This window comes from Myroides gitamensis (assembly GCF_029894455.1).
Classification (GTDB): Bacteria; Bacteroidota; Bacteroidia; order Flavobacteriales; family Flavobacteriaceae; genus Flavobacterium; species Flavobacterium odoratum.
Genome location: NZ_JARYHN010000001.1, coordinates 813,480 through 839,428, shown reverse-complemented (window position 1 = coordinate 839,428; position 25,949 = coordinate 813,480). Strand labels below are relative to the sequence as shown.

Annotated in this window: 22 protein-coding genes and 1 pseudogene; 9 read left to right on the top strand and 14 right to left on the bottom strand. The window is 36.0% G+C overall.

What is annotated here, in order from left to right; genetic code table 11:
* The first annotated feature begins 227 nt into the window (after positions 1-227).
* A complete protein-coding gene (locus M2306_RS03775) occupies positions 228-662 on the top strand; it encodes a hypothetical protein (protein ID WP_259188047.1) in 435 nt (144 codons plus the stop codon).
* 70 nt (positions 663-732) lie between these two features.
* Here the strand turns inward: M2306_RS03775 and M2306_RS03770 are convergent, their stop codons facing one another.
* From M2306_RS03770 to M2306_RS03735, 8 genes are all read right to left on the bottom strand, one after another.
* Entirely contained in the window at positions 733-2,694 is a 1,962-nt protein-coding gene (locus tag M2306_RS03770) for an OmpA family protein (protein WP_259188046.1), read from the bottom strand.
* 11 nt (positions 2,695-2,705) lie between these two features.
* Positions 2,706-3,638 (bottom strand): PorP/SprF family type IX secretion system membrane protein, encoded by a 933-nt coding sequence (locus M2306_RS03765; RefSeq protein ID WP_115090601.1) that lies wholly within the window; start codon positions 3,636-3,638, stop codon positions 2,706-2,708.
* Between the two features lie 11 nt (positions 3,639-3,649).
* A complete protein-coding gene (locus tag M2306_RS03760; RefSeq protein ID WP_259188045.1) occupies positions 3,650-4,963 on the bottom strand; it encodes a T9SS type B sorting domain-containing protein in 1,314 nt (437 codons plus the stop codon).
* A 126-nt stretch (positions 4,964-5,089) separates the two neighbouring features.
* Positions 5,090-6,361: a phage tail-like protein gene (locus tag M2306_RS03755; RefSeq protein WP_259188043.1), complete on the bottom strand. Its 1,272-nt coding sequence runs from the start codon at positions 6,359-6,361 to the stop codon at positions 5,090-5,092.
* Positions 6,362-7,200: 839 nt separating this feature from the next.
* Positions 7,201-8,151, bottom strand: a complete 951-nt coding sequence (locus M2306_RS03750; RefSeq protein WP_259188042.1) for a hypothetical protein — start codon at positions 8,149-8,151, stop codon at positions 7,201-7,203.
* 519 nt (positions 8,152-8,670) lie between these two features.
* Positions 8,671-9,624 (bottom strand): hypothetical protein, encoded by a 954-nt coding sequence (locus M2306_RS03745; protein WP_259188041.1) that lies wholly within the window; start codon positions 9,622-9,624, stop codon positions 8,671-8,673.
* Positions 9,625-10,042: 418 nt separating this feature from the next.
* On the bottom strand, positions 10,043-10,483 hold the full coding sequence (locus M2306_RS03740) for a lipocalin family protein (protein WP_259188040.1): 441 nt from the start codon (positions 10,481-10,483) through the stop codon (positions 10,043-10,045).
* Between the two features lie 236 nt (positions 10,484-10,719).
* Positions 10,720-11,598, bottom strand: coding sequence for an AraC family transcriptional regulator (locus M2306_RS03735; protein WP_259188039.1), 879 nt, complete (start codon positions 11,596-11,598; stop codon positions 10,720-10,722).
* A gap of 181 nt (positions 11,599-11,779) precedes the next feature.
* Here M2306_RS03735 and srmL point away from each other — a divergent pair, with 181 nt between their 5' ends.
* From srmL to M2306_RS03720, 3 genes are all read left to right on the top strand, one after another.
* Positions 11,780-12,814: a PheS-related mystery ligase SrmL gene (gene srmL, locus M2306_RS03730; RefSeq protein ID WP_259188038.1), complete on the top strand. Its 1,035-nt coding sequence runs from the start codon at positions 11,780-11,782 to the stop codon at positions 12,812-12,814.
* Positions 12,815-13,009: 195 nt separating this feature from the next.
* Positions 13,010-13,351 (top strand): YciI family protein, encoded by a 342-nt coding sequence (locus M2306_RS03725; protein WP_002985394.1) that lies wholly within the window; start codon positions 13,010-13,012, stop codon positions 13,349-13,351.
* Between the two features lies 1 nt (position 13,352).
* Complete coding sequence (locus tag M2306_RS03720; protein WP_259188035.1) at positions 13,353-14,603, top strand: RNA polymerase sigma factor; 1,251 nt, start codon at positions 13,353-13,355, stop codon at positions 14,601-14,603.
* Positions 14,604-14,655: 52 nt separating this feature from the next.
* Here M2306_RS03720 and M2306_RS03715 read toward each other — a convergent pair whose 3' ends face one another.
* Positions 14,656-15,249 (bottom strand): FMN-dependent NADH-azoreductase, encoded by a 594-nt coding sequence (locus M2306_RS03715; protein WP_115090610.1) that lies wholly within the window; start codon positions 15,247-15,249, stop codon positions 14,656-14,658.
* Positions 15,250-15,531: 282 nt separating this feature from the next.
* The gene (locus M2306_RS03710) at positions 15,532-16,401 is read right to left on the bottom strand and encodes a helix-turn-helix domain-containing protein (protein ID WP_259188033.1); all 870 of its coding nucleotides are present in this window, start codon (positions 16,399-16,401) and stop codon (positions 15,532-15,534) included.
* Positions 16,402-16,544: 143 nt separating this feature from the next.
* Here M2306_RS03710 and M2306_RS03705 point away from each other — a divergent pair, with 143 nt between their 5' ends.
* Positions 16,545-17,708 carry an MFS transporter gene (locus tag M2306_RS03705; protein ID WP_259188032.1) on the top strand — a complete coding sequence of 388 codons (1,164 nt, stop codon included), beginning with the start codon at positions 16,545-16,547 and terminating at the stop codon, positions 17,706-17,708.
* Positions 17,709-18,112: 404 nt separating this feature from the next.
* On the opposite strand, the gene M2306_RS03700 is transcribed toward M2306_RS03705, so the two are convergent.
* Positions 18,113-19,912 carry a WG repeat-containing protein gene (locus M2306_RS03700; protein ID WP_115090613.1) on the bottom strand — a complete coding sequence of 600 codons (1,800 nt, stop codon included), beginning with the start codon at positions 19,910-19,912 and terminating at the stop codon, positions 18,113-18,115.
* Positions 19,909-21,255 (bottom strand): hypothetical protein, encoded by a 1,347-nt coding sequence (locus M2306_RS03695; RefSeq protein WP_259188029.1) that lies wholly within the window; start codon positions 21,253-21,255, stop codon positions 19,909-19,911. Before M2306_RS03695 ends, M2306_RS03700 begins: the two co-directional genes overlap by 4 nt.
* Before the next feature lie 146 nt (positions 21,256-21,401).
* Here M2306_RS03695 and M2306_RS03690 point away from each other — a divergent pair, with 146 nt between their 5' ends.
* A complete protein-coding gene (locus tag M2306_RS03690) occupies positions 21,402-22,418 on the top strand; it encodes a PTS sugar transporter subunit IIC (protein WP_259188028.1) in 1,017 nt (338 codons plus the stop codon).
* A gap of 165 nt (positions 22,419-22,583) precedes the next feature.
* Here the strand turns inward: M2306_RS03690 and M2306_RS03685 are convergent, their stop codons facing one another.
* Positions 22,584-23,336 (bottom strand): SIMPL domain-containing protein, encoded by a 753-nt coding sequence (locus M2306_RS03685; protein WP_259188026.1) that lies wholly within the window; start codon positions 23,334-23,336, stop codon positions 22,584-22,586.
* 338 nt (positions 23,337-23,674) lie between these two features.
* Between M2306_RS03685 and M2306_RS03680 the strand changes: the two genes are divergently transcribed.
* The 3 genes and pseudogenes from M2306_RS03680 to M2306_RS03670 all read left to right on the top strand — a co-directional run bounded on the left by M2306_RS03680 (position 23,675) and on the right by M2306_RS03670 (position 25,038).
* On the top strand, positions 23,675-24,025 hold the full coding sequence (locus M2306_RS03680; protein ID WP_259188201.1) for a hypothetical protein: 351 nt from the start codon (positions 23,675-23,677) through the stop codon (positions 24,023-24,025).
* A pseudogene (locus tag M2306_RS03675) lies at positions 23,940-24,170 on the top strand (winged helix-turn-helix transcriptional regulator); the annotation flags it as partial. The gene M2306_RS03680 and the pseudogene M2306_RS03675, both read left to right, overlap by 86 nt.
* 286 nt (positions 24,171-24,456) lie before the next feature.
* Positions 24,457-25,038, top strand: a complete 582-nt coding sequence (locus M2306_RS03670; RefSeq protein ID WP_498882762.1) for an FAD-dependent monooxygenase — start codon at positions 24,457-24,459, stop codon at positions 25,036-25,038.
* Between the two features lie 44 nt (positions 25,039-25,082).
* On the opposite strand, the gene M2306_RS03665 is transcribed toward M2306_RS03670, so the two are convergent.
* Complete coding sequence (locus M2306_RS03665) at positions 25,083-25,814, bottom strand: DUF4328 domain-containing protein (RefSeq protein ID WP_259188024.1); 732 nt, start codon at positions 25,812-25,814, stop codon at positions 25,083-25,085.
* Positions 25,815-25,949 lie beyond the last annotated feature (135 nt).

Below are 25,949 nucleotides of genomic sequence, written 5' to 3'. Positions count from 1 at the left end.
AAATGATGTTCAATACTTTTTATTTGGGATTTGCACTTTATCGATTAGTTCGATATAGAAGGAATATTAGCCACTATTCATCAGATGAAAGCCGCAAGTCTTTACGATGGTTATATGCCATTTTTATTCTGGTTTTTCTTCTGTATCCAGGGCCCATATTTTTTTATGCTCTACCCGATATCAAACACAGTTTAATCTTTGGTCAACTTATCCCTAATTTTTTATTTATGTTTTTCAGCATTAGTTTATGCTACAACATTTTTAGCCAAAATTTCACCCTTGTTTATGAGGATATCATAGAAGATAAAAAAACATTTGATCATAAAAAAGAAGCCCCTATTAACAAAGCTGAGTTTGAGCATTATCTCAAAAAGCACAAACCTTACTTGAATCCACAGCTAAAAATTACGGATCTTTTAACTGATCTCATGACGAATCGAACGTATTTATCTTCTTTTATTAATACAACGTATAAAATGAATTTTTCTCAGTTTATCAATAAGTATCGCTACAACGAATACTTGGAATTAAAAAAGTCTACTGATTTATCCAAAGAATCAGAGGTAGATCTTATTTTAGCTAGTGGTTTTACAAGTTTTGAGAGTTTTAAACGAACAGAGTCTCAATATTATAAAAATCAAGATCAACGTTCTGCTAGCTAAGCTCTTGTTTTTTGGCAAAAAAAGAGGATAACAAATCAAATATTTGTCATCCTCTTTACTCAAAAACACATTATATTTCTTGTATGATGAAATCACAGCGCCTATTTACTTGATGTTCCGTTTCTGTACAAGAAACCCCTTTACTACAGTGATTAAGTAGGTTGGTTTCACCATACCCTCTCCCTGTTAAACGTACAGGATCAATACCTTGCACAACCATCCATTTCATTGTTTCTTTTACTCGTTGGTCCGAAAGCCTAAAATTATACTCCTCCTCTCCTCTACTATCCGTATGGGAACGTATATCGATTTTAATCGTTGGATACTCCTTCATCAACTCCACTATTTTCATCAGTTCAATTGCAGCATCTTTACGAATACTAGCTTCATCAAAATCAAAATAGATGGGTTCTAATTTTAATCGATCTGCTAAATTATCATCTACTTGCAGCTCTTTTAATGCTTTTCCCAGTCCAATATCAAGGGTTTGAAGTCCTGCTTCATTCTTTATCGTACTGGCTATTTCAACTGTATTATATCCCGATTTCTCTACTTTAAAACGATATTTATGCGTACAATTTAAGAGCTTTGACAGATAATATCCCTCTGAATTAGTATGCAGGGTATCCATTTTCTGAAAATTTAAATCTGATACTATAATTAAAGCATCAACTAAAGCCTCTTGAGTCTCTTTATCATATATCTTTCCTCTTACTCGCTGTCTACACGGTTTATGAGCTATAAAATAGATATCATCGGATCCTTTCCCACCTATTCGATTCGAACTCACAAAACCTTTACCTAATACAGGATTTAAATAAAAACCAAAATCATCCCTATTACTATTGATGGGTTCTCCCATATTCAGTACAGGTCCTAGACTTCCATCCGCATAAATCTTGGTTGCATATACATCTAAGCCTCCTAATCCAGGATGACCATCAGAAGAAAAATACAAGTGATAATCAGAAGAAATAAATGGAAACGTCTCTTTCCCAGCTGTATTAATTGTTTTACCTAGGTTCTCTACCTTTCCTAAAGTTCCGCTTTCATATAAAGGAACGCGAAATAAATCCGATTGACCTACGGTTCCATTTCGATCTGAAGAAAAGTAAAGCCACTTATCATCGGGTGTTAAAGCAGGATGAGCAGTATTAAAATTATCCGAATTTATTGGTAATTCTTCTACATGCCCCCAACGCCCATCCTTTTCCTTAACAACCCTATATATTTTTAAAACCGATACTTCTTTTCTATTTTGTTTGCTCTTTCCTCTAGCATTGGAGTTATTTCGCGTAAAATACATGGTTTGTCCATCTTGAGTAAAAACAGCAGTCGCATCATTCACCTTTGAACTTAATTTTGGAGCAAAAAGAACAGGCTCCTCCATTCCCAATTGATTTATCCGCGCTGCATATAGCTTAGAATACCCCTCATTCGTCCAGGCATTGCGTTTTCTCCTACTTTTTCTTTTTGTTGTTCGTGTAGAAGTAAAAACGAATTGTTGATCTACGATTGTTCCCCCATAATCTGAATGCATGCTATTGAAATCAAAAGCCTGAATATCATATCGATTCGAGTGATTTTCAATATAGGCCAAGAAGTAAGGATTCGCTAAGTACAAAGCTGCGCGAGAATCTTCTTGCTCTTTCTCAATAAAGCCCTCCATCAGCTGTTGAGATTTCTTATAATCACCAACTGATTTCAGCGTTTGTGCATACCGATAATAGTATTCAGAAGGCAATTCTGTCAAATTCTTTTTTTCGTACTCTGCCTCAAACAACAAGGTATACCATTGATTGGCTTCCACAAATCGGCTATTGAAATAATAAGAATCTGCCAAATTTTTCAGAATCAAGGTATTGATATACCCTTTTTCAGCCATGCGCTCATAAATCTTAATGGCATCGAAATAAGCCCATCGATTAAAGCTCTTGGTCGCTTTTTTTTCTCTGGCTATCTGGCTATATCCCAAGGTCGAAAAGCTCATAGATAAACACAGGAACCCTAATGATATAATTTTTTTCATCATGCGTATTGAATTTAGAAGAACCTCGGCGGAGTAACGCGTTTGAATACATTAAACAATTTAAATTGCATGAAGATTTCATGAGATCCATTTTGGTAATTTGCTAATTTGGTCGTCTCTGCATCATAGCTATACCCGATAAATATTTGCTTTGATAGCTGAAAACCAATAAGTCCACTTATAGAAGCATCCCAGCGATAAGCTGCACCAACAGTTAATTTTTCAGCAAACAAGAAATTGGCTGACAAATCTACTTGCATTGGAGAACCTTGCTCTATTTTGATCAAGGTAGCAGGCTTAAATTGTAAATTTGGGTTTACATCAAACACATACCCTCCAGTTAAATAAACATGGAGCTCTTGGTTCATCGTTTTTACTGCATCATCATTATAACGATATCTTGTAAATAAATTGGGAACAGATACTCCGGCATAGGCTCGATCAGCGTATAAAAAAAGGCCTGCGCCTATATTGGGTGTAAATTTATTTTTAATATCTTCTACTACTACGGGATCTGTAGGATTATAAATACTTAATTTACTATAATTTACATCTAATATATTGGCAGAACCTTTTAATCCAAAAGCTAATTTATACTGATAATTTAAATCAATGGCATAGGACAAATCAACGGACAACGTATTCTCATCCATTACGCCTAAATTATCATTGGTAAAATTTACTCCTAATCCTAAACCCGATTGACTTAAAGGGGTATTGATTGATAGGGTAGCTGTTTTTGGTGCTCCTTCAAGTCCAACCCATTGTGCTCGGTATAAACCAAAAATATTCAAGCCATCCTGACTCCCAGCATAAGCAGGATTAATCATGGAGTGGTTATACATATATTGAGTGTATTGGGGATCTTGCTGTCCATAACTTTGTAGCATACAAAGCAAAGCAAAACTACCCAATAAGATCGTTTGTATTTTATTATTTAATCGCATGTACTTCTGATTTAATTGGTCTCTAAGTGTAAATTAGCCGCCTTTTTAATCATGCGACTACCGTTATCATCCTTATATTCATAAGTAATAACATAATAATAGGTTCCACTGGGCAATTTCTTTCCCTTGTCCATTTTTACTTTTCCTTCTGCATACCCTGTAAAAACATTCGAGCTTCCATCTCCAAGCGAATCATAGTTTGTAGTTTCGTATACTCGCACACCCCAACGGTTGTAGATTTCTACCCGATTATTGGGATATCTATTGATATTATCAATGATAAAATAATCATTTTTGCCATCTCCATTCGGTGTCACAAGATTATAAATCACGATGTTCCCATCCAGAATCCAATCTTTCTTGACGGTTGCCAACGTAAAATATCCATAGTTCTTTACTGTTGAAATTGTTGTCACTTCTTTCGTAGACATATCCACAACTCCTCCTTCATCTACCCATAATTGTTGCTTTTCATCCCAACGAACAATATGCAACTCCATTTCTGGGTCCTTCAGCAACGCTGCTGGCGTTGTGTTGTCATCCCAACTTAAAGTAAGTTTTATATCTTTTTCTGCCTTTCCTTTTCCTCTTAATACAATCCAATATTCTCGATTATTCACTTGATTGATAACCCCTGATGTTGCTGCATTTTTTGTAAAAAACTCGTTGTCATCTAACGTATACTTCGCTTGAAATATATTGTCATTTACACCAGAGGCTCCTATTTTTACGGGTCTTAAGATTCCCTTGTCTCCAATAGGAAAAACAAATTCCTTTGCTCCTATTTTTTCCACCTGGCCTTCAATAAAACCCAAATCACTAGCGTTCGTATGACTTGAATTTTCCATAAAACTAATCATGCCTTTTGTAAGCTTTGTCTCATCATTAGCCGTTGAATCTACTTTTATAATCCCCTGGTTAAAATCTAGTTCTCCCCAAATCTCAATATTGGATTTCAAGTCGAAAAAATAGTCTTTGGGTTGCTGGCTTTTAAATAGAATATGGTTAAACTCAACACTCGAATTCCCTTGAATCACCTGATTTTTAGCATTTTCCAATAAAAAAGACACTTTACCTGAAGTCAATCTCTTTGTAAAACTAAATATCCCTTCATTGGTAAATGTCTCGTGATAATAGAGTTCCCCATCATTAATCAAGTATCCTTTTGTATCGTTAATAAAGTTGGAATAAGAACTCAGTATTGTTTGATTCTTAATTTGAAGTATTCCTTTATTTAGAAAAACAGTATTTTGTGCCTTACTCCCAAAACTAAGTAGGAGTAAGTAGCCCAAAATACAACTAGTATGTAAATAGTTCTTTTTCATTTTTTTTTAGTTCTTTTTCAATACTATGACTTAAATAATTGGTACACTCCAACTACTTTTAATAACACTTTACATTCAAAAGCGAAAGAAAATAATCTAGGAGGAAACCTCCTCCTAGATTAAAATTTATCTTGCTGTAAACTCAATGATAACTTCATAGTTGTTGCCAGCTGCTTGAGGGTAATACATTGACCCTTCTCCCATATAAAAGTTAAGCGTTGCCCCCGTTATCACAAGACCCGTTACTGATGTAGAGATAATTTTTTTATCTTTAAATAGTTTGATTGATACCACTCGATCAATTGCTGTTGTATTTTCAGGCATTGTTACCGTGATTTCATCAATTTTGGCTCCAGTATTCGTAAATCTTGCTGCATTTTTAAATAAATACACATCATCACCATCAATTTTATTTCCTGTATTGATCACTGTATTATTTGTTACTTTATCCCCAATCTCTTGTTTAATAAAGTCAAATTTCTCTTCAAAGAAATTTTTAATATTAGACTCAATATCAATAATTTTCTTTTCCTTCGATACCGGATCTACTTGATATAAACTATTAGCAGGAATTCCATCAGCAGTAAGTTCTACATTCGTATAGTAAACATTTCCTCCTCCTTCGTTAATAATGTTTACAATTTCATTTTTAATGCTTTCGTTTTCACTAAACACATTTAAAATATCTTCGGTAAGATTGAGGTAATCAATACGTCCATTCTCTCCGGTATATTGGTAATAGATTTCCCCTTTTTTAGTATCTGCAGGGATAACAGCTGCTGTATCCACCCAATTCAATTGTCCATCTACATCAACTTTCGCTCTTTTAAACAAAGTTTCACTCTCAAGCCCTTGTATAAGATTTTCTAAATTAACCTCTGTATTGATGTATTTTTCTTCTGTTGCATCATACGTAGCAATATACATTTTGCTCGTTGCAGGGTCATACACTAAAGTTGAATGAGGGATGGATTTATCTCCACTTTTAGGATTCGTTGGCAACAAATGATCGATTGCTTTTTGTAAATGGGACATATCACCAATAACATTGTTTATCAGATTTTCTTCGATATTAGTAACAATGTCTTGAAGGTTTGCCTCATTTATTACCTGATTCCATTTATTATTACTCCAATAGTAAAATCCTGGTTGAACCAAAGGAGGAGCCATACCCGTATCACCCAAGTTATAAACCAATAAACCTTCCACTTGCTCTCCTGTAATAGGCGCAAAAACAGTTGGGCTTGTTAAAACAACTCTTGGAATCAAAATACCTTTATCTATAGCATCAACATCTAACATAGCCGAACTTTTAGGATCTGGTGTTCCAATTCCCACCTGAGCATGAGCTGTATAACCAATAGTTAAGAAACAAGCATAAAATAAAATTCTCTTCATTTTTTTTTATATTTAATTATTATTCATTTACAATGTACTTGTAGCGTATTGCATACCTTAGATTATGACAACTTTATGTTTCACGATAAAGAATAAGAAGCCGTGGCGCTACAACGGAATAAAAAACAGCATACAAAATCGTTGTTGTATATTTGAATATTTTTTAGCCCGTTGATTTTAATCTCTTGAACTAAAAAAATCTCCCCGAAAGGATTTTCTATTCTTCTACAATGCAAAGAGAGTAAGAAGATTAGACCCCATCTGTATAATTGGTAAAAATGTAAGAGTCAAAATATCATAGATGTGTTGGAAAAGTAAAAAAACAAAGAATGTACATTTTGAATAAAAATACAAACAACTAAAAATCAACATTTTAAACATTAAAAAAGATAAATAAAGAATATTTTACCCGTTGTAAATTAGTTTACTTTCCCCTGGATTATTTTTTTATTTTTATTGATATTATACATCCTCACATTATAAAATCCTTTTATTGATTTCATTTCGGAGTTCAAATAAAAATAGGATTCCACCTCTTTGATTCAAATAATCATCACTCCAGTCCTGCTATTGTTTTATTCCTCCCTATATTTCACAATATCCTATTTCCTCAACAAGAGAAGATGTGTATAACATCAAGTAAACAAGAGCGTAAAGGATTTTAAATAGGCGAGCCAACTAACACAAAAAAGTAAACGCTAGTATATAGCAAAACAGAGATGGCTCCATTTAGGAACCATCTCTGTTTTATTTCTTCTCAATATCTTACAACGTTTTGTATGTAAGTCCTCACTCTCTATTTATGATTTACTTCTTCCTATCAAGTAAAACGAACGACCTTATTTTAAATAGACCATAATAGACCAATACCCTCTTCCCCAGTTATAATTCTCACCAGTAGCTGAATACATACCATATTTTAATTCTCTTACACCATCTAGATAGCTATGAAGTGAATAGGTTATTCTTTGATCAGAAGGAGAAGCAGTAATATTATCAGCAATAGCTGCAGATATTGATGTCATGACCATAGCTGCTGTAGAAGCTGAATTCCCAGTTGTTCCTCTTCTTGAACCAGCTTCTAATTCTCGATTATTCTTTCTTAAGCTAACACCATAATAACCATATTGAATAGAAATACTTCCTAGAGGAATGCTATAGGATACTACAATTTTAGCCTCTTTATTTGCTGGAACAACAATTGTTTTTGAAAATCCTATTAATTCAGTTCCTGATACAGTAACTAGCTGAGAATCAATTGCAGCATAATCGTAGATATTGATAAATTGCCAGATCGGTTCATTCTCAGGTAACTGTATTACTGGTGGTTCTTCGGGTATTCCCGAGCTAATAGAAGAAACATCCCAAGTAGAGGTTCCAAGCATTTTTCCATTGCAAACAATTTCTGCATATTGCCCAGGTTTCAGATCAATATTTTGCGTGTCTTGCCCAAAGTTTCTGAATTTCTCATCTAAGGCAGGAGTTATAGTCACTGTATAGTTTGAGATATTTTTTATTTTATAGATTCGTCCCTTTAAAGAACTATCTCCCATTCCTACAGCAGGTAGAACGATTTGTCCATTTCCATTGGCATTAAACGTAACATAGTGATCTGTTTCTTCTAATTTTACAGGAGTATTAAACGTTGTAATTTCTCTATACCCTCCTGCTATCGATCCTTCGACTGTAAGCGTAGAGGTTGGAGTTTTACTACCAATTCCAACTTTATCTTGTGCTAACCCTGAAAAAGCGATACTACACAAAACAAAACTTAATACATGTTTTCTCATTAATTATATCATTTAAATTAAATACTTCTAAGACAGCCATTATTGTATAATAAAAAGCGTATTCTCTTTTCAATTACAAACAAACAAGGATTTCAAAAGAAACAATTGATAATTTGTACAATACTTCGGTCAATCCGTAAATGATACTTTTACCATTACAAACAACTAACTGTATCTAAGTATTTTATAAAAACTATATTCCCATAGGGTATAAAAAACACTGCATTATAAAACTCATTTGCTCTGAACAAGTCGTACTTATCTTGTAAAAAAGGATATCTTTTCTTTCCTATCAAAGACGAATGAACTGGGTGAAATAAGGCTACCTGCTACAAAAAAAAGAGGCGGTCTAAAAAGCTAAAAAAACAAAACCCCACCTTTTGTAAGATGAGGCTTTGTTTTCCCTATACTTCCCATACCCTATATTTTATTCATTATCCTTTCCTTACAACAATTTATATGGAAAATTCTCGCTCTATTTCAAGATTTATTTCATCTTGTCAAGTAAAAACAACTACCTTATTTAAAGTAAACGGTAATAGACCAATACCCTTTTCCCCAGTTATAGTTATAATCATCAACCCCGCCGCCAAACAACATCAAATACACAATGCTTTTATCATGATCTTGTGCAAAGGTTTGTAGGGAATATGTTACCTTTTTCTCTGAACTAGAAGCAGCTATAGTATCAGAAACAGTCGCTGAAATTGTCGTCAGACTATAAGGTGCTCTAGCATTATGAGGACCAATAGTTACCTTTCTTGAACCAGCTTGTACTTCCTGATTATCTTTTTTTAAAGTAATGCCATAATACCCATATATCGATTCACTTCCTACTGGAATACTGTAGGTTAATACAATTTTAGCCTCTTTATTTGGAGGAATAACAATTGTTTTTGAAAAACCATTCAAATCAATTCCACTGCTGCGTACTTCTTGTGGAGAAGTCGCTATATAATCATAAAATGAATCAAATTGCCAAGTCGATTTCCCTCCGGGTGCAACAGAAGACTCTTCTGGAATTCCCAAATTAATAGAGGAAATATCCCAGGTAGAAGATCCTAAGTGCTGTCCATTACACACAACTTCTACATATTGTCCTGACTTTAGTTCAATATGCTTCATGTCATTTCCGAAATTTCTGAACTTTTCGCCCAATGCTGGAGTTATAGTAACCGTATATTTTGAAATATTTTTTATTTTATACATTCGCCCCTTTAATGAACTATTTTCCATTTCTACAACAGGTAGAATGATTTGTCCATCTCCATTGGCATTAAATGTAACATAGTGATCTGTTTCTTCTAGTATTACAGGAGTACTAAACGTAGTAATTTCTCTATATCCCCCTGCTATTGATCCTTCAACTGTAAGTGTAGAAGTAGGTGTTTTACTACCGATTCCTACTCTATTTTGTGCTAGCCCCGAAAAAACTATACTACAAAAAATAAAACTTAATACCTGTTTTCTCATTACTTATATCAATTAAAATTAAATACTCCTAAAACCGCCATTATTGTATAATTAAAAGCTGTACTATTTTCACCTACAAAAAAACAAGGATTTCAAAAGAAACAATTGCAAAATCGTACAATACTTTGGTCAATCCGTCAATGATACATTTGTCATTACAAACAACTTTCTGTGTATAAGTACTTTATGTTAAAAATGTATTTCCATAGGGTATAAAAAACGTTTCATTATGGAACAAATTCACTTTAAACAAGTTGTGCTCCGCTTCTAAAAAGGATCTCCTTTTCTTTTCTATCAAAGACGAATAAACTAGATGAAATATGAGTACATGATACAAAAAACAAATAGCGCTCACCTTGGTGAGCGCTATTTGTTTTGACTACTATTAGTGGAATCAATCATCTAGTAAAACGGGAAACTAAGGTGCTGTTATTAATTCAACCCCAACGATATCGCGGTGTTCTATTACTTCAGCTTCCATTTCACGTTTTGAAAGTTTATTAATCTTCATTTTTAAATAAACAAAACCAGTATCAGAGCTTAACGTTATCGTATTTCCATCAAGTTTCCAACTTCCTTTGTCTTCTTTCAACGAATACTGATCGATAGCCGTATAGCTGTCTTGATCTAAATCTAAATGAATGGACGACAATTGATACTTCAATTTATCTGCTTTGTTGCATGCAGTTGTAAATGCAAAATGAGTCACAATCCATTTTTTTGTAATCGCAGCGGCATTAATCTCTTTTTGCTCCATACCTTCCTCGTTTCTACTGTTGCTATCCATACTGCAGCTTCCTAAGCTAATCATTGAACCTATAATCAAACAAACACGTATTAATTCTTTAATTTTTTTCATTCCTTACTCTTTTTTGTTCCTATTTAAACTTTACTTTTTTTCTTTTGAAGCTTTACTACAACTAAAGTTTCCTAAGACAAAGAGCGCACTAAATAGACTTTTAAAGCATATAAAGAGTACAAACAATTGGAAAATATAAAATATACGTTTTTACTTTTTTTTTACACTTCGAGTAGTGTGTTTCAATTAATTATACACAACCTCCTCCTGCATTTCCACCCACTTTCCAAATCCCCTCATTCCCCCTGCTTTCTAAAACCATTAGGCGACAAGCCCGTATGCTGTTTAAAATAGCGACAAAACAAGCTTGGATCCTGAAAATTGAGTTGATTACTCACCTCTTTGACTGATAAATCTGATGTTTTTAGTAAGGATTTTGCTTGTAGCATGACAATATGATTGATCCATTTCAAGGCAGATTTCCCTGTCTTTTTGCGCAATAAGGTCGTTAAATAAGGAGGCGTCAAGTTCAACTTTTCTGCATAAAAATGGAGGTCCCTGTGTGCTACTGCATGTTTAGAAACCAAGGCGTAGAACTCCTCTATAATAGTCGTACTGCGATCCTTTACTACGTCTACTCTACTACTCACCCCTTCATGTGCTTCCATAATCATGTGCATCAAGGCCAGCAGATGATACCTGATGATTGTATTCTTTTGCGCACTGGACGCAGTGTGATAAAACTGCTGGAGATATAAGAGGAACTCCCTTTGTAAGGCTTGTTTCTCCGAATGAAAATGAAGCAACGGATTGGAACGCACTGGATCACTATTGATAAATTCCCATAACTGAGGAATGGAACTAATAAGATCAATGGATAGTCCAATCGTAATAGCCTCTATATCCTCACTTTCCGATTTGACATCAATGAGTAAATGAGGCAAAGCGAGTATTACATCTCCTTGGTTCACCTCATATTCCGTAAAGTGAACTTGTGCGTACATGCTTCCCTTTAGGACAAAACAGAGCAACAAACCATCAAATTGATGTCTGCTGTAAGCGTATTGTTGAACGGGTACATCCGTATGGTCTACCATGAATATTCCCTCCCCTTGCAAAGCGGAATCTAGCTCATGTAACGCATAGAGTTGATCTAAATTTAAAAATAATGTCATATACAAATATCTAAATAAAAGCACATAAAATGCATTTACGACTTACATTTAGCCTTAAAAACGTAAAAAATGAACATAACAACCAAATAAATGAACAGTATAATCGTTTCAATGCCTCTACTTTTGTGTCTTGTAATAGTCCATACAGTTTGCCTGTATTTGACACTCAAATTCAATGTATATGAACAATATTTCAAATCCTATTCACGAGAAAAGAAGTAAGAAGCTTCACAACAATCCGTCGCATCCCATTTACTTATTAAAGCAAAAGATTCAATCTTTCTTCAGCGATTTTACCGTGTTTGATCACTTGGAAGAAGTTGTATCTATACAAGACAATTTTGATAAGCTACTGGTTCCACAGGATCATCCGGCGCGTTCTACACATGATACCTATTACGTCAATGAAAATTTTGTCCTGCGAACACAAACTTCAGCCCACCAAAATCAGCTATTAACCCAAGGGTATCATCAGTTCATTGTGACGGGGGATGTATATCGAAAAGATACCATTGATAAAACCCATTACCCTGTTTTTCACCAGATGGAAGTAGTGAAAATACTCCCTCATGGAACAGATGCTTTAGCCGATTTAAAGCAAACTCTAATTGGTTTAATCCAGTTTTTATATCCCGGAAAAGCCTATCGCTTCTTGGACGATTACTTCCCTTTTACCTCCCCTTCTTTGCAAATAGAAGTGATGGAAAATGGAGAATGGATGGAAGTACTAGGTGCAGGAGTCATACATGCCGATATTTTAAAGCAGTGTAACATCCAAGCGACGGGTTGGGCTTTTGGTTTAGGCTTGGACCGTTTAGTCATGTCTTTCTGTAGTATCCCTGACATTCGCTATTTTTGGAGTGAAGATGATCGCTTTCTCTCTCAATTTAAAAATGGATTGGTAGAATTTAAAGCGTATTCTAAATTCCCTCCTGTATTCAAAGATATCTCGTTTTGGGTTCATGATTATGCGACAAACCGAGAAGAAAATTGGATTGAGTACAACAATCTATGTGAGATTATACGAGAAAAAGGACATGACTTAGTTGAAAGCATCACCTTGGTGGATACGTATTCACAAGCAGGCAAGACCTCTTTGGCGTACCGTATTGCTTATCGATCAAACGAAAGAACCTTACTCAACGAAGAGATTAACGCCATCCAAGAAGCCATTCGAATGGCGCTGTCTGAAACCTTTGCCATCACCCTAAGATAACTGACAAAGTCCATATATATGTTAGTAGTTGTCACAACGTATAGTTTGCGGACTATACGTTGTTTTTCATCCTTTTTATCCTTGGAAAAAACAGCTATATCTTCGATTTTTCATTAAATTAGTGTTTAGAAAAAAATAAGTGTCCCCTTTAGGAAGATTCAATCGTCTTAGAGTAAATAATAAAATAGAAAGACCATGAAAGATTTTATGCTTATTTTCAGATTACAAGATGTAGCTGATGCTCAACCTTCTCCAGAACAAGTGCAAGAACGCATGAATTGGCTCGCCAGTATTGCGGCACAAAATAAATTGGTAGATAAAGGCAATACGCTTTTACCTACGAAAGAAAGTGCAAAACACATCCGTGCAAACCAAATTGTATCTGATGGGCCTTATACGGAGATTAAAGAGTTCTTAAGCGGTTATATCGTCATCCGAACGGAAACCATCGAAGAAGCGGTTGAAATTGCCAAACAAAACCCTATTTTCAAAATTGGGGGAAGTATTGAAGTACGAGAAATTTTAAAACGCAACTAATTTGGATCATTCAACAAAAGTTCAGGAAGTAATTCCGAATCTGTTTCGAGAACAATATGCAAAGATGACGGCTGTACTATGCCGTCATTTTGGCTTAGCGCATATTGAACTAGCCGAAGATATTGTGAGTGATACTTTCTTAAAAGCAACGGAACGATGGACTATAGAGGGGATACCTCAATATCCAGAAGCTTGGTTGTATACCGTTGCTAAAAACAAAAACAAAGATTACTTTAAACATCAGGCGGTGTTTGATCAAAAAGTGAAAAGCGAAATTAGCCCACACACAGACCAAGAGGATTTGCCGATTGAACTAGATTCGACAGTTAGTACGGATAGTCAACTGGCGATGATTTTTGCTATTTGTGATCCCATTATCCCGGTGGAAGGGCAACTTTGTTTAGCGCTGCAAATTCTATGTGGATTTAGTATAGATGAAATCTCCAATGCACTACTCACTAAAAAAGAAACGATTAAGAAGCGACTGTTCAGGGCAAAAGAACAGTTAAGAGCCAGTAATTTTGAGATTCAAGCACTCTTGCCAACTCAAATTAACCAGCGATTGCCACAGGTTCATAAAACCTTATACCTCTTTTTTAATGAGGGTTATTTTTCTACCAATCACAATCAAGTGATTCGAAAAGAGTTGTGTTATGAAGCCCTCCGATTAACGGTTATGCTAACGGCCAACGACAAGACTAATACGGCAGAAACAAACGCTTTGCTTGCGTTACTCTGCTATCAAAGTTCGCGTCTGGATGCAAGAGTCGACCATCAGGGGGAACTTGTTTTATTTGACCAACAAAAAACGGAAGATTGGGATACTGCCCTGATAGACAAAGGAAATTATTATCTCGTACAAACAACCAATCAGGAGGAAACATCAAAATATCATTTGGAAGCCGCTATTGCCTATTGGCATACAACGCAAAACTCGGCGAAATGGATGTCTATTTTGGATTTGTACAATCAGTTAATCTTAGTCGAATACTCGCCGATAACAGCTTTAAATCGCACCTTTGCTTTTGCGCAAGTCTACGGGGTTGAAGCAGGAATAAAAGAGGCTGAAAAACTAGAGCTTCTCCATAACCGCTTTTATTTTGAGCTCTTGGGTTATCTCTATACCCCGGTACATCCACAAAAAGCAATTCACTTCTTTCAACAAGCGTTAGCGCTGACTCAATCGCCTGCAGAGCAAAATATCCTACACAAAAAAATAGCTGAACTAACCACACAGCAAAACGAAAAATAAACAAGAGCTACAGCCGAAAAGGCGATAGCTCTTAGTTTTATAATCTCTTATACTATTGAAAATTTTCCACGATGCCTGCATAGTCAGGTGAGAAATTAGGAAAAGCGGTTCCTTCTATTCGATAGGTCACTACGGCTGTAATCCCAACATAGGCCTTCAAAACTGCTTTCAAGTAATCCGCTAAATAATCCTGAACGATTCCCGCTGGTTGTATTCCACCGGAAGCAATAGCCAAATAGACTTTTTTCTGCGTAATCAGTCCTACTCGACTCCCCTTTTCGTCATACGTATACGTTACGCCCATGCGAACCAATTGATCTACCCATGCTTTTAAATGAGCCGAAACAGTAAAATTGTAAGTTGGTGTACTGATTACGATGATATCTGCTTCCTTCACTTTGTCAACGACTCTATTGGCATAGGCTAACGTTGGAATCGAATCATAGTTGGGTTGGTCTGGTGCAACATAGAAGCTCTGAATCATCTCACTGCTGTATAAAGGTGGTGGATTCTGTACCAAATCCCACGTTTCTATGGCAATTACTTGTTCTTGTTCTTCTAAACGCTTGATAATAGCTAATCCTAAGTTCGTGCTATGCGACTGTTCTCCTCTTGCACTTGAGGTAAGGTGTAAAATGGTCTTCATCAATTTTAAAGTATTTTCATTTTACTACTTAACGATTGAAAAACATCAAAGGGGACACAGCGCTAACTAATTTTATACATATAGTATGACGATGCTATTTTTTTTCTAGATTAGGAAACCCTTCTCGTATCAAAAGAAACTGGTGTTGTTCGGGGTTTGTTCGGGTCATCTTCGGGTTTACTTGGGTAAAACCCCTTTTTACCGAAGGTGCACCGAACAAACCCCAAACAAGAGTCAATGAAATAGGGCACGATCATCCCTTTTTCTCCTCGTTCTTATTCTTTATTGATTTCGATAAGCATTAGGTGTTTGCCCAATGTATCTTTTAAAATAGCGACAAAAAAGAGAGGCATCTGCAAACTCCATTTTATCACTAATCTCCTTAATGGATAAGGAAGTCATATTCAAATACTCCTTTGCTTTATTAATGACGACAAAACCAATCCAAGACTTGATTGATTTTTCGGTTCTTTTTTTAATTAATGAACTCAGGTGCTGGGGAGTTAAATGCAATTGCTCTGCATAAAAAGAAACTTGTCGTTGCAATTCGCCATGTTGCTGCAATAATTCGAAAAAAGAATCGGTAATTTGATTGATTCTATTTTTTTGTAAATTCTCTTTTTGGGTTAAGGATTGGTACGACTTCGCTACGCCTGTAATAAGTGAAAAAGCGAGATATTGTATCATCTGATTCAACAAAACAGTCTTAGGTTGCCCATAATACTTCACGATTAATGCCGCAAGTTCTTCCAGTCTTTCTTTATCTTGTGCCGCAGCATATAACAATGGGGAATTCAAAACCTCCGTATTGCTGATTAGCTCTGGCAGAATAGTAAATTTCTCTATGAAGTCATAAGACATCAGGAAAACAGTCGCCCTAAAATCTTCACTAAAAGACAAGGGTTCCACCGTCATCTCTGATAAGATGGTAAGTATAGCCTCTTCTTCTACGCGATATTCTATTTTATTAATTTTTATCAACAAGGAACCTTGCGTACAACATAACAGGACAAGCCCTCTAAACTGATAACTCCATTCAAAGAAAGACAACTTTGTTTCATCTTGTGCTTCTACAAGGAAAAATTCTTCCATTAAAAAAGGATAAAATACCTGATATCGAGTATTGAGCTCCGAAATTTTTAAAAGATGCATCGTCGTTTTTTTTGTAAAAATATAAAACCTAAACGAGTGTGGTTGTTAAATCTTAGTCTTCGTTTATCAAATCTTTAAAATGGAATATCCCAACCCCTCGTGTAAATCCTACTTTCGCATCGATTCAACTTATTCCATTACGTATGAGGTTTATTTTTTCTAAAAACAGCAACGGCACGCGCATTGCTATTTCTCTTTTTTTCTTTGCTCATGGTCTTGTTCTATCCTCTTGGGCCAGTAGAATACCGAGTATAAAAACACAGCTTGCTCTGACAGATGCTGAACTTGGCACGCTACTTTTACTCCTCCCTATTGGACAGATAAGTACCATGCCTTTATCGGCAAAACTAATCCGTACTTATGGTAGTCAACGCAGTGTTCGCTATGGCTTCCTACTTTATCCCCTGGTGTTGGTTCTCCTCGGATTTGCGACGCATTATGTAACATTAGCATTGGGTTTGTTCTTCTTTGGTGTTTTGGGTAATCTATGCAATATCGCCATCAATACACAAGGCGTAGAATTAGAAACTAGGCTGAACAAGTCTCTGATGTCTTCTTTTCATGGGGCTTGGAGTATTTCTGGATTTATCGGTGCTTTATTTGCGTTAGGAATGTTGCATTATCACCTTTCTACCGCCACGCATTTTATACTCGTCTACTTCCTTGTTATTTTACTGTGGGTCTTTAGTTATAAGCGATTGATAACGGTTGATCCAACGCCAAATAAAGAACGAGAAAAGGGTTCTATCTTCAAACAATTAGACAAAACGCTCGTTCAATTGGGGATTATTGGCTTCTTGAGTATGGCGATTGAAGGGGCAATGTTTGATTGGAGTGGTGTCTACTTTCAGGATATTGTGCAAGCCCCAGAACACTTGATTATTCTCGGTTATACGTCTTTTGTTCTCCTGATGGCAATCGGTCGATTTTTAGGTGATCGACTCGTAACGGTACTGGGACATAAAAAGGTCATTCAGTATTCGGGTATCTTGATGAGTTCGGGTTTACTCCTTGCCGTTTTCTTTCCTCACTTGTTGCTGACTACTTTTGCTTTTATGCTTGTCGGACTTGGGGGTTCTTGTAGTGTTCCTACGTTATATGGAATAGCGGGTAAACATCCGAAAGTACACCCCGGAACAGCGCTAACCTTAGTGTCCTCTATTGCTTTTTTAGGTTTTCTACTAGGACCTCCTGTGATCGGTTTTATCTCCTCGTCTTTTGACCTTCGATACTCATTTGCCTTATTCTCCTTATTTGGAATTGTCATGGTGCTTCTAGGAAATAAGGCGACATTATTTAAAACATGAGGAATATGCAAAGTTGCTTTTTTGTTTTTTGTTTTTTTGCGAAATTGTGCGTTTTATCTAGTTACTTGGCAAATTGCCATTTGCTACTACGGGACTTTACATTATATCGTCTCACCAAGTTGCTTTTTTGTTTTTTTGCAAAGTTGTGCGTTTTATCTAGTTACTTGGCAAATTGCCATTTGCCACTACGGGGCTTTACATGACACCACCTCACCATCTATCTCACCAAGTTGCTTTTTTGTTTTTTGTTTTTTTGCGAAGTTGTGTGTTTTATCTAGTTCATTGGCAAATTGCCATTTGCCACTACGGGACTTTACATGACCTCACCACCTCTTCTCATCACCTCCAACCCATAACTTCCAACCCATAACCCATACCCCATAACCTCCAACCTTCCCCACTACTTATTCCTTCTCTTTTTCTCCCTTATAGTCGTACGTACCATCACTTAAGCTCATCGTTCGTTTTCCGAAATTGCTGGATTGTGCATAATTTCTATTGACGAATTTCGATACTTTTTCGTTTTTCAAGTTAATCAGACCTAAAGCATCATCTAAATAGACTGGTGCAAGTCCATACGAAAAAGGGCCATTAACCTCGCTATACATAAAAGGAATAACCGTTTTATTATTTGCATCTACAAACCCCCATTTGCCGTTCTGTTTTACAGCAAATAGCACATCTGCAGGTAATAAATCAACCATATCAGAAAAAGCATTGGCTTGCTCATACTGAATAGGGACAACGATTTTTCCTTCTGCATTCATAAAACCGTATTTATCCTTTTTCTTTACGATAAAATAGCCTTTGTTTGCAACAGAAACCTGATCTACATGAGCCATTTTTTGAGGCGTAAGACTCTTGTTGTTTAACAGATAATAAGAATCTCCCGATTCGATTAACGCATAATGATATTCCTCGTTTACTTCAGCATGATCCACCTGCATGATTTTGGTATTCGTTGCATCCACCAGCACCTGAGGTGATTCGTCATCCTCTTTAATTATCGCATAATTATTCAATACGCTACTTACACTATAATAGGTCAGTGGTTGCATTTCGAGTTTATCATTCAAATAAAAGTATTGCCTTTCTGTAGCAAAGAAGTAGTCATTGAGGGACGTATAGGGATCTGAAAACTCTTTAATTAACTTTAAATCCGCGTTGTATATCAAGGTCTTATCCCCTTCGTATGAAATAAAACGAGATTTTGGTTCGTAATTCAACAGTGTCTTTGTAATCTTTTTCTCGTAGGTTTCACTATTGAAATACAGCACAAGTTGGTCCATAGGCCCTCCAAACTCATAATACAAATAACGCGCTTCTTCAGATTGATCAACTTTGGTTAACCATAGCTCTTCTAATTTGCTTAGTTTACCCGCTATAGCCTCTTTGAATTCAGTATGTTCCAGCTCCAAATTATCCTCCGCAAAATCCAAAACCTCCTCGATATCTTTCAAATATTCCTTTATGAAAAGATCAAATTGATCGGGGTGCATACCTGATCGTTGCGATCGATAGCTACTTACTCGTTTTTTATTTTTTAATAGTGCTTGAATCTCATCAAATTCTAAATCGCCTGCTGCTGTTTTGAGTAATACGCTTTTATCCGTTACCTCAACCACTTCAATATCTACCCCACGGTATCTTGTTTTTTGATGTAATTTGACAGGAAGTACAAGACTGTCTAACTTTTTAACCGTTGAAAAAGTCATTTCAATGTCTATTTTAGCTACCGCTTTGGTCAATGCAAGTCCTGCAGCAAAATAAGTATTGATATTCGTTTGATCCTCTATCGTTTGCGTGCTACCATCGTGATAATACACTTTCTTCACATAAATAGGCGCTTTGATATCATCTAGTGAACGATAGACTGCTGGATCCTTAACCAATTGTATGGTAACAAAACCATCCGCCATCACATCAGTAAACTGAATATTGGTTTTTGTAATTTCATCAATCTGAGCCTCATACTCCTTTTGATTAAACGCCAGTTTTAAAGGCGCTACTTCTGACGGTGTTCTCGGTTTATCATTATCCGTACCAAATAGACGTACAAAACCCTTTAAAGATTCTAAATCATCCTCAAGCAAATCAATGTATTCTTCATTGGTCGTGGCACTGCTGTATTTATCGAGGTCCACTTGCGCTTGTGCAAATGAGCTAATTAAAAGAAACAACAGGATAGGCAGATACGTTTTCATCGGATAATTTTTAATTCGTTTGTATTGTTATCTATATAAAATAGAAAAGATATATTCTTGATGTAATCTAGACCAACTGCTTTTAAATAGGCCGTTTTGTCTACTGCTTCTAAGTAAGCCAATTTCCCATTAGCACTTATATGAAGTTTCGTTTGCTCTGCCGTTACTACTTTGAACGTTCTTTCGAGCATATACTCCAAATTGTCATATTCATGGTATGATTTTAGTTCCGTATTGTTGTAGTTATACGTATATTTTTCTAGGAAAGAATCATACAAGAGCTGCGTCATTGCATTGAGATTTTTGTCTAAAATCAAAGCGGCATACGCTCGATAGAACTGTTTAATTTGCTCTTCTAAATTCTTTTCTTTACGCAGATCTTTTCCCTTGGTCCATCCCGTTACGTTATAGGTTACAGGAGCTTTGAGCTGGTAGTTGAATCGAATGTCTTTCTTGGTATAATCATTGCTTCCAGGGTAAGAATAGTATCTTGTATCCCCATTTTCGACAATCGTATCGGTTACATAGGCGCGATTGTTAAACAAATCAATCGTTTGTATCACATCCCCTTTTCCGTTTATATATTCAATCGAAAACGATGCATAAGAACTTTTTGGAATTTTGGGCATTATCTTTCCCTCATCATCAATACCTGGTGTAAGGAGAAAAGCTAAATCAATTGGAGTATCGGAATTTAGGATATACTTATTCAACGCAATGGACCCATACGTAGAATATTCATCCTCTTTATTTTTAGGTAAGATGGGAATACCATCCACCAGAATCGTCGGAACCACATTATAGCATGATACTTGCAAGAAACAGGTAATTCCGTTTTCATTTGTCTTTAATTCCTCTGAGAGATTGGCTAAGGGATGATTCACTACCCTTGCAAATTTCATTACCAATTCAGCTTCTGTATTTTCCTGTATATCAGCATCTTCTCTTACTTCTACCGTAAACACAAGGTCAAAAGCACGCGTAGCAACTGTATACTTGCGTTCATAATACTCCTGTTCTACGCTTAAATTAGTAGGATACGTTTGTTCGAGATACGCAATAAACTGATTCGCTGCATTTTTTGTTGAAACATCAAGCGAACAAGAAAAGTAATTTTCATTAAAATAAACCTCCTCTACTGAGAACCCATTCCAACGTCCTTTATCATTTTTTCTAAAGTATGGATTACTGTGATCAAATGAATTTGCATAGTATACTTTTTGGTAACTTTCTAAGGTCGTAAGTTGATCTAACACAACAGCAGACTGACCAAATAAAACAGCAGGAAGTAATGTGCTGAGTAGTAAAAATACTAATTTAATAGTGGTATGGGAGGTCCTCATTTTTTAAATTTGTGAATAAAAATACTAATTTACGAACTATATTAGCATTTAAAAATAATTCAGTACTTCTATCCGTATTAATTATTGTGCCTCGGTTTCATCAACAACGAATTGAGGCTTATTATTTTTATTAAATCAACCGATTCATGCAAGCATTTCTTCAAAAAAAAGACATCCAAATTTCAAGTAAGCGATACTTTATTGATGCTATGGGAGCCATGGCCTATGGATTATTTGCAACGTTGCTTGTAGGGACAATCCTAAAAACCATTGGAGAAGAATTTAGTATTCCCTTTTTAAAAGAAGTGGTTTGGCCTTTTGCAAATCAGGCGACAGGTCCGGCAATAGCACTTGCGATCGCCTATAGCTTAAGAGCGCCCCAATTGGTGTTGTTCTCTTCTGCTGTCGTGGGCATAGCAGCTTATCAATTGGGAGGCCCATTAGGTGTATTTCTAGCAACTATTATTGCAGTAGAAATTGGAAAAGCTGTTGCAGGAGAAACAAGGATCGATATTGTCGTTACGCCCATCGTCACCGTTTTAGTTGGTGTGGCTTTAGCTCAATTAATTGGCCCTAGTGTCAATCAGGTGATGCAATGGATTGGGCAAGTAATTATCCTTGCTACGGACACGAATCCCCTCATCATGGGAATGGTCATAGCTGTTGTAGTGGGAATGGTTTTAACCCTACCCATCTCCTCCGCAGCCCTGTGTTTGATGTTGCAATTGGATGGTTTAGCAGCAGGAGCCGCTACGATTGGTTGTTGTGCACAAATGATTGGATTTGCTACCATTAGCTACAAAGACAATGGCATAAAGGGATTATTAGCCCAAGGCCTTGGTACGAGTATGTTGCAGATGCCTAACATCTACAAGAATTGGAAGATCTGGATTCCACCAACCGTAACAGCCGCTATACTAGGTCCCATAGCCATTTTGTTTTTTGACATGCAAAATACAGCCTTAGAATCCGGTATGGGAAGCTGTGGATTAGTAGGCCAAATCGGAACTTTTAATGCGATGAAAGACGCGTATTCCACCACCTATATTCTCTTGGCGATTGTAAGCTTACAAATTATATTGCCGATGCTTTTATCTTACTTGATTTATGCTGTCATGAAAAAGAAAAACTGGATTCAAGATGGGGATATGAAATTGTTTTAATAGTCTGTTTTCCATCGATCTAAAAAAGAAAAAACCGATCATTCACAGGGAAGTATCGGCTGTAACTATTTAATGTTTCCAAAAATAAAGCACTGTAAATCAGCCTATATCTTTTATTTATTTAGCGTAAAAACAATAACTTGATGTACTTGTTTGGGACTGTTGTTATTCTAAAAAGAAAACAATGGTACTGACTACTCTAGCTTTTTGAATATACGGTTCTGCAAGCGCATTATTCGGATTTTCCTCATCATAATAATACCTCCCTACAATCGTGATTTGCCCCTGAGAAGCTGTTTTTATTTTGCCCAATTTTGCTTGAGAATCGTTGGCAAACTGCTCCCCAGCAATGCGTGCATTTTTTGTACTTTCCGCTATTAATTCTGGCTTCACTGAATTGAGTTCCGGAAACGAATAAATCGGTTCTATGTTTGAAGTCAGCCCTTTGCTAATTAAATCTAGTTTGATTTGAGCCGCTCTATTTTCTACCTCTTTGATGTCTTTGGCTTCAATGGTCAGTTGCTGGGTAATCGTGTATCGGTCAATTTTTACAGATACTTGTCGCCCATCTTCCCAACGGAGTTCATGGTATTTTTCTTGGTCATTTACTCCAACATTAGCAATCTTAATTTCATTTTGAACATACCCCAGCGTAGTTAAATAAGCTATAATCGCGCTTTTCTTATCCTCTGTTTGCTTGATTATTTGCTGTAAATCATCCCCTGAAATAGCAAAATCAATCACAAGAGTTGCAGAAGTTGCCATCATGTTCATTTCAGCTAATCCTTTTACGGTTACTATGCGATCCTTATCACTAAAGGTCTTTAGTCCTTTAAAAATAAAAATCCCCAATAAAGAAAAACTTAGGAGTAAGAAAAAACCTAAAATAAGTGATTTTGCGACGGTTTTGTTTTGCATGGTGCTGGAATTTATGTGTTAGGCGTTGGTGCAATTAAATGTATGGATGTTCTTGTATTTTTCATCCTGCTACACCCGATGTTCATTGATGCATTTCATCGTCTAAATCCTTCGTGTCGAAATACAATTGCACTATTTTAAAAGTAGTACCTATCTAGCAAATAAAAAACATATTAACTTAAATTTACAAATTAATTGAACGCTTCTTTCTTCATTTGTTCCTAAATGATTGCGTATTGTTCGGCAAGTTTGTTTTTCGTATTTTTAGATAAAATTAAATCAAGTCCTTCGTTGTAATACATTAGGACAATCTGAATCAAATTGACTGCATTTTGTTTATGAAAAAATCGGTGTTTCTGTTTGTGTTGACTAGCCTACCTTTACTTTTTTTATCGTGTACGAAAAGCTATGAATTAGAACCCCGAGATGCGGGGCAGTATGGTTATGAGGTGTGGCAAGGCCATTTTATTGTACAAAATGGAGTGAAAATTCCGTTGTTGTTTGGTGTTGAAGGAAAGACAGACATGCGTCAAGTGCGCCTATTTAGCGGTTCTGAACTCGCGCATTGGAGCTATTGGCATGAAGGAGAAGATTGGCATAGTACTGCGTTTTGGAGAGATAAAAAAGGTATTACCCAATATTACAGAAAGAGTTTTAACGCTTCAATTACGCAAACTAGAAGAGCATAATATTATCTTCAGAACAGTCTATCCTGAAGTGCCGCCTCGCGTTGAATATGAGTTGACGTCTATTGGATTAAAACTAGCTCCAATTATTAAGGCTTTAGGAAATTGGGGAGCTGAACATAAAGAACTAGACAAAAACGCGTTATAAAGGTAGTTGAAACTATGTCTTTTAAATAAGAGATGGTTATGGGTGAAGGGTTATGGGAAATTAATTAAAAAAATCCCCCCTTTAATCGATAAATCTTACAACTTTACAAATAACAACTTTACTTAAAAGAATTCGCCCCATCACTAACACACAGGATTCCGTTCTGTATGGCTTATCTTCAGGCTTTATTATTTTGTTATTTCGTCTATGAAGCTGTGTAATTTTTTAAGTTCAAGACGTCCTCTATTTTTTTCGTTAAGAAAAAGAAGCGATTGCCTTATCGCAATTGGGGAGTGAAGCACTCCTGGCAGAAGCTTCTAGAAGAACCCCGCGGCATGATCCCATTCCCCAGATTATTCAAGCCACTTTACCTGCTAAAATTTCGGGTTATCCTGTATATGACAGAGCATTATTAACCCCTGAAAACTGGAAGGAAAAAGACGCTATTACACTTTTAGGTGATGCAGCTCACCCTATGAGTCCATTTAAGGGACAAGGGGCAAACCAAGCATTATTAGATGCCTTACTCTTAGCTCGTATGATTACTAAAGGATGTGCAGCAACATCATGGAGAGAAAATGGTTTAAGAACTACTGTATTAAACGACTTTGAAGCGGCTATGTTCACACGAAGCGCAGAAAAAGTAAAAGGCTCTGCTCAAGCCGCTCAACTGCTTCATTCTGCCTTTGTTTTAGAAGAATGCGATCAACCTAAAGGTTCCGCAGTAAAATCAAAAAAAAAAACAAGTGTAGAACTCAAAACAAAAACAAATAGAGGAGAGACTGCAATTCAGTTTGGAATGCCTCGAATTATAATTTGGGGTTTTATGTTTGTTGATTGTGCAACTGTAAGACCAACGCTAAATTAAGCGCGAAACTTGCTGCTTTTGCAAACTACTGTTGATAGATGTTTTTATCTTTTTACTTGAGTACTGTTGTATTCATCGTTTATGGGCTCTTCCTCATTTTTTAATAGCAAAGGCTCCACTTTTGCATAGTTAGCAATAACCTTAATCGTAAGTAACGCCAGTGGAATTCCGATGATGTGGCTGGCCATACTCCCTAGGGTACTAATCGTTAATTCGTCGATTGATTCTGCACGTTGTGTATAGCGAATTACAAACTGTCCAATTAAATTGTTTAGAATCCAAAAGGACCACCACGATCCTAAAAGACTTGTACTGAGATTTAAATTGAAGGTGATTCCTTTTTTGATTAAAAGGGCTTTTGTTTCAATATATAGTTCTCGCATGATCTGATAGGGTCTAAATAAAGAAAGAATTGGAACAAACCAGCCACCAACAGCCCAACCTTCAGAAAAAGATAAATTGCGTACTCTTAAGTGTAAATTGTAATACGCACGTCTGAACCACAGAATGAAGGTTATAATCGAAATAATATAGGCGACGATATAGAGTATGCCAATGATCTGTTCTCTTGTGTCATTCGCATTCGCCATTTCTATTGTAATCTCACCGCCGTTAGCTACAGTTTGAAGTAAATTGTATTGAAAGTATCCAGAAATTAGAGCGACAATCTCAAGGATTAGCATAATCCAAATCAAGGTAACTGCATTTTTAGCTCTTTGTCCGTTGGGTTTTAATGTATTCATTCCTATTATTTCTTCTTTTATATGTATGTTCATTGAGCGTGCTAAATTAACATAAAAGTTGTGATAACTGGGATTTCAATGAAAAAGAATAGGGCGTATTTAAGGAAGATAGTCTTGCGTTTATGTTGAGGTAAAACTCTGTTATTGGTATTTAGTTGTTTTCAAACA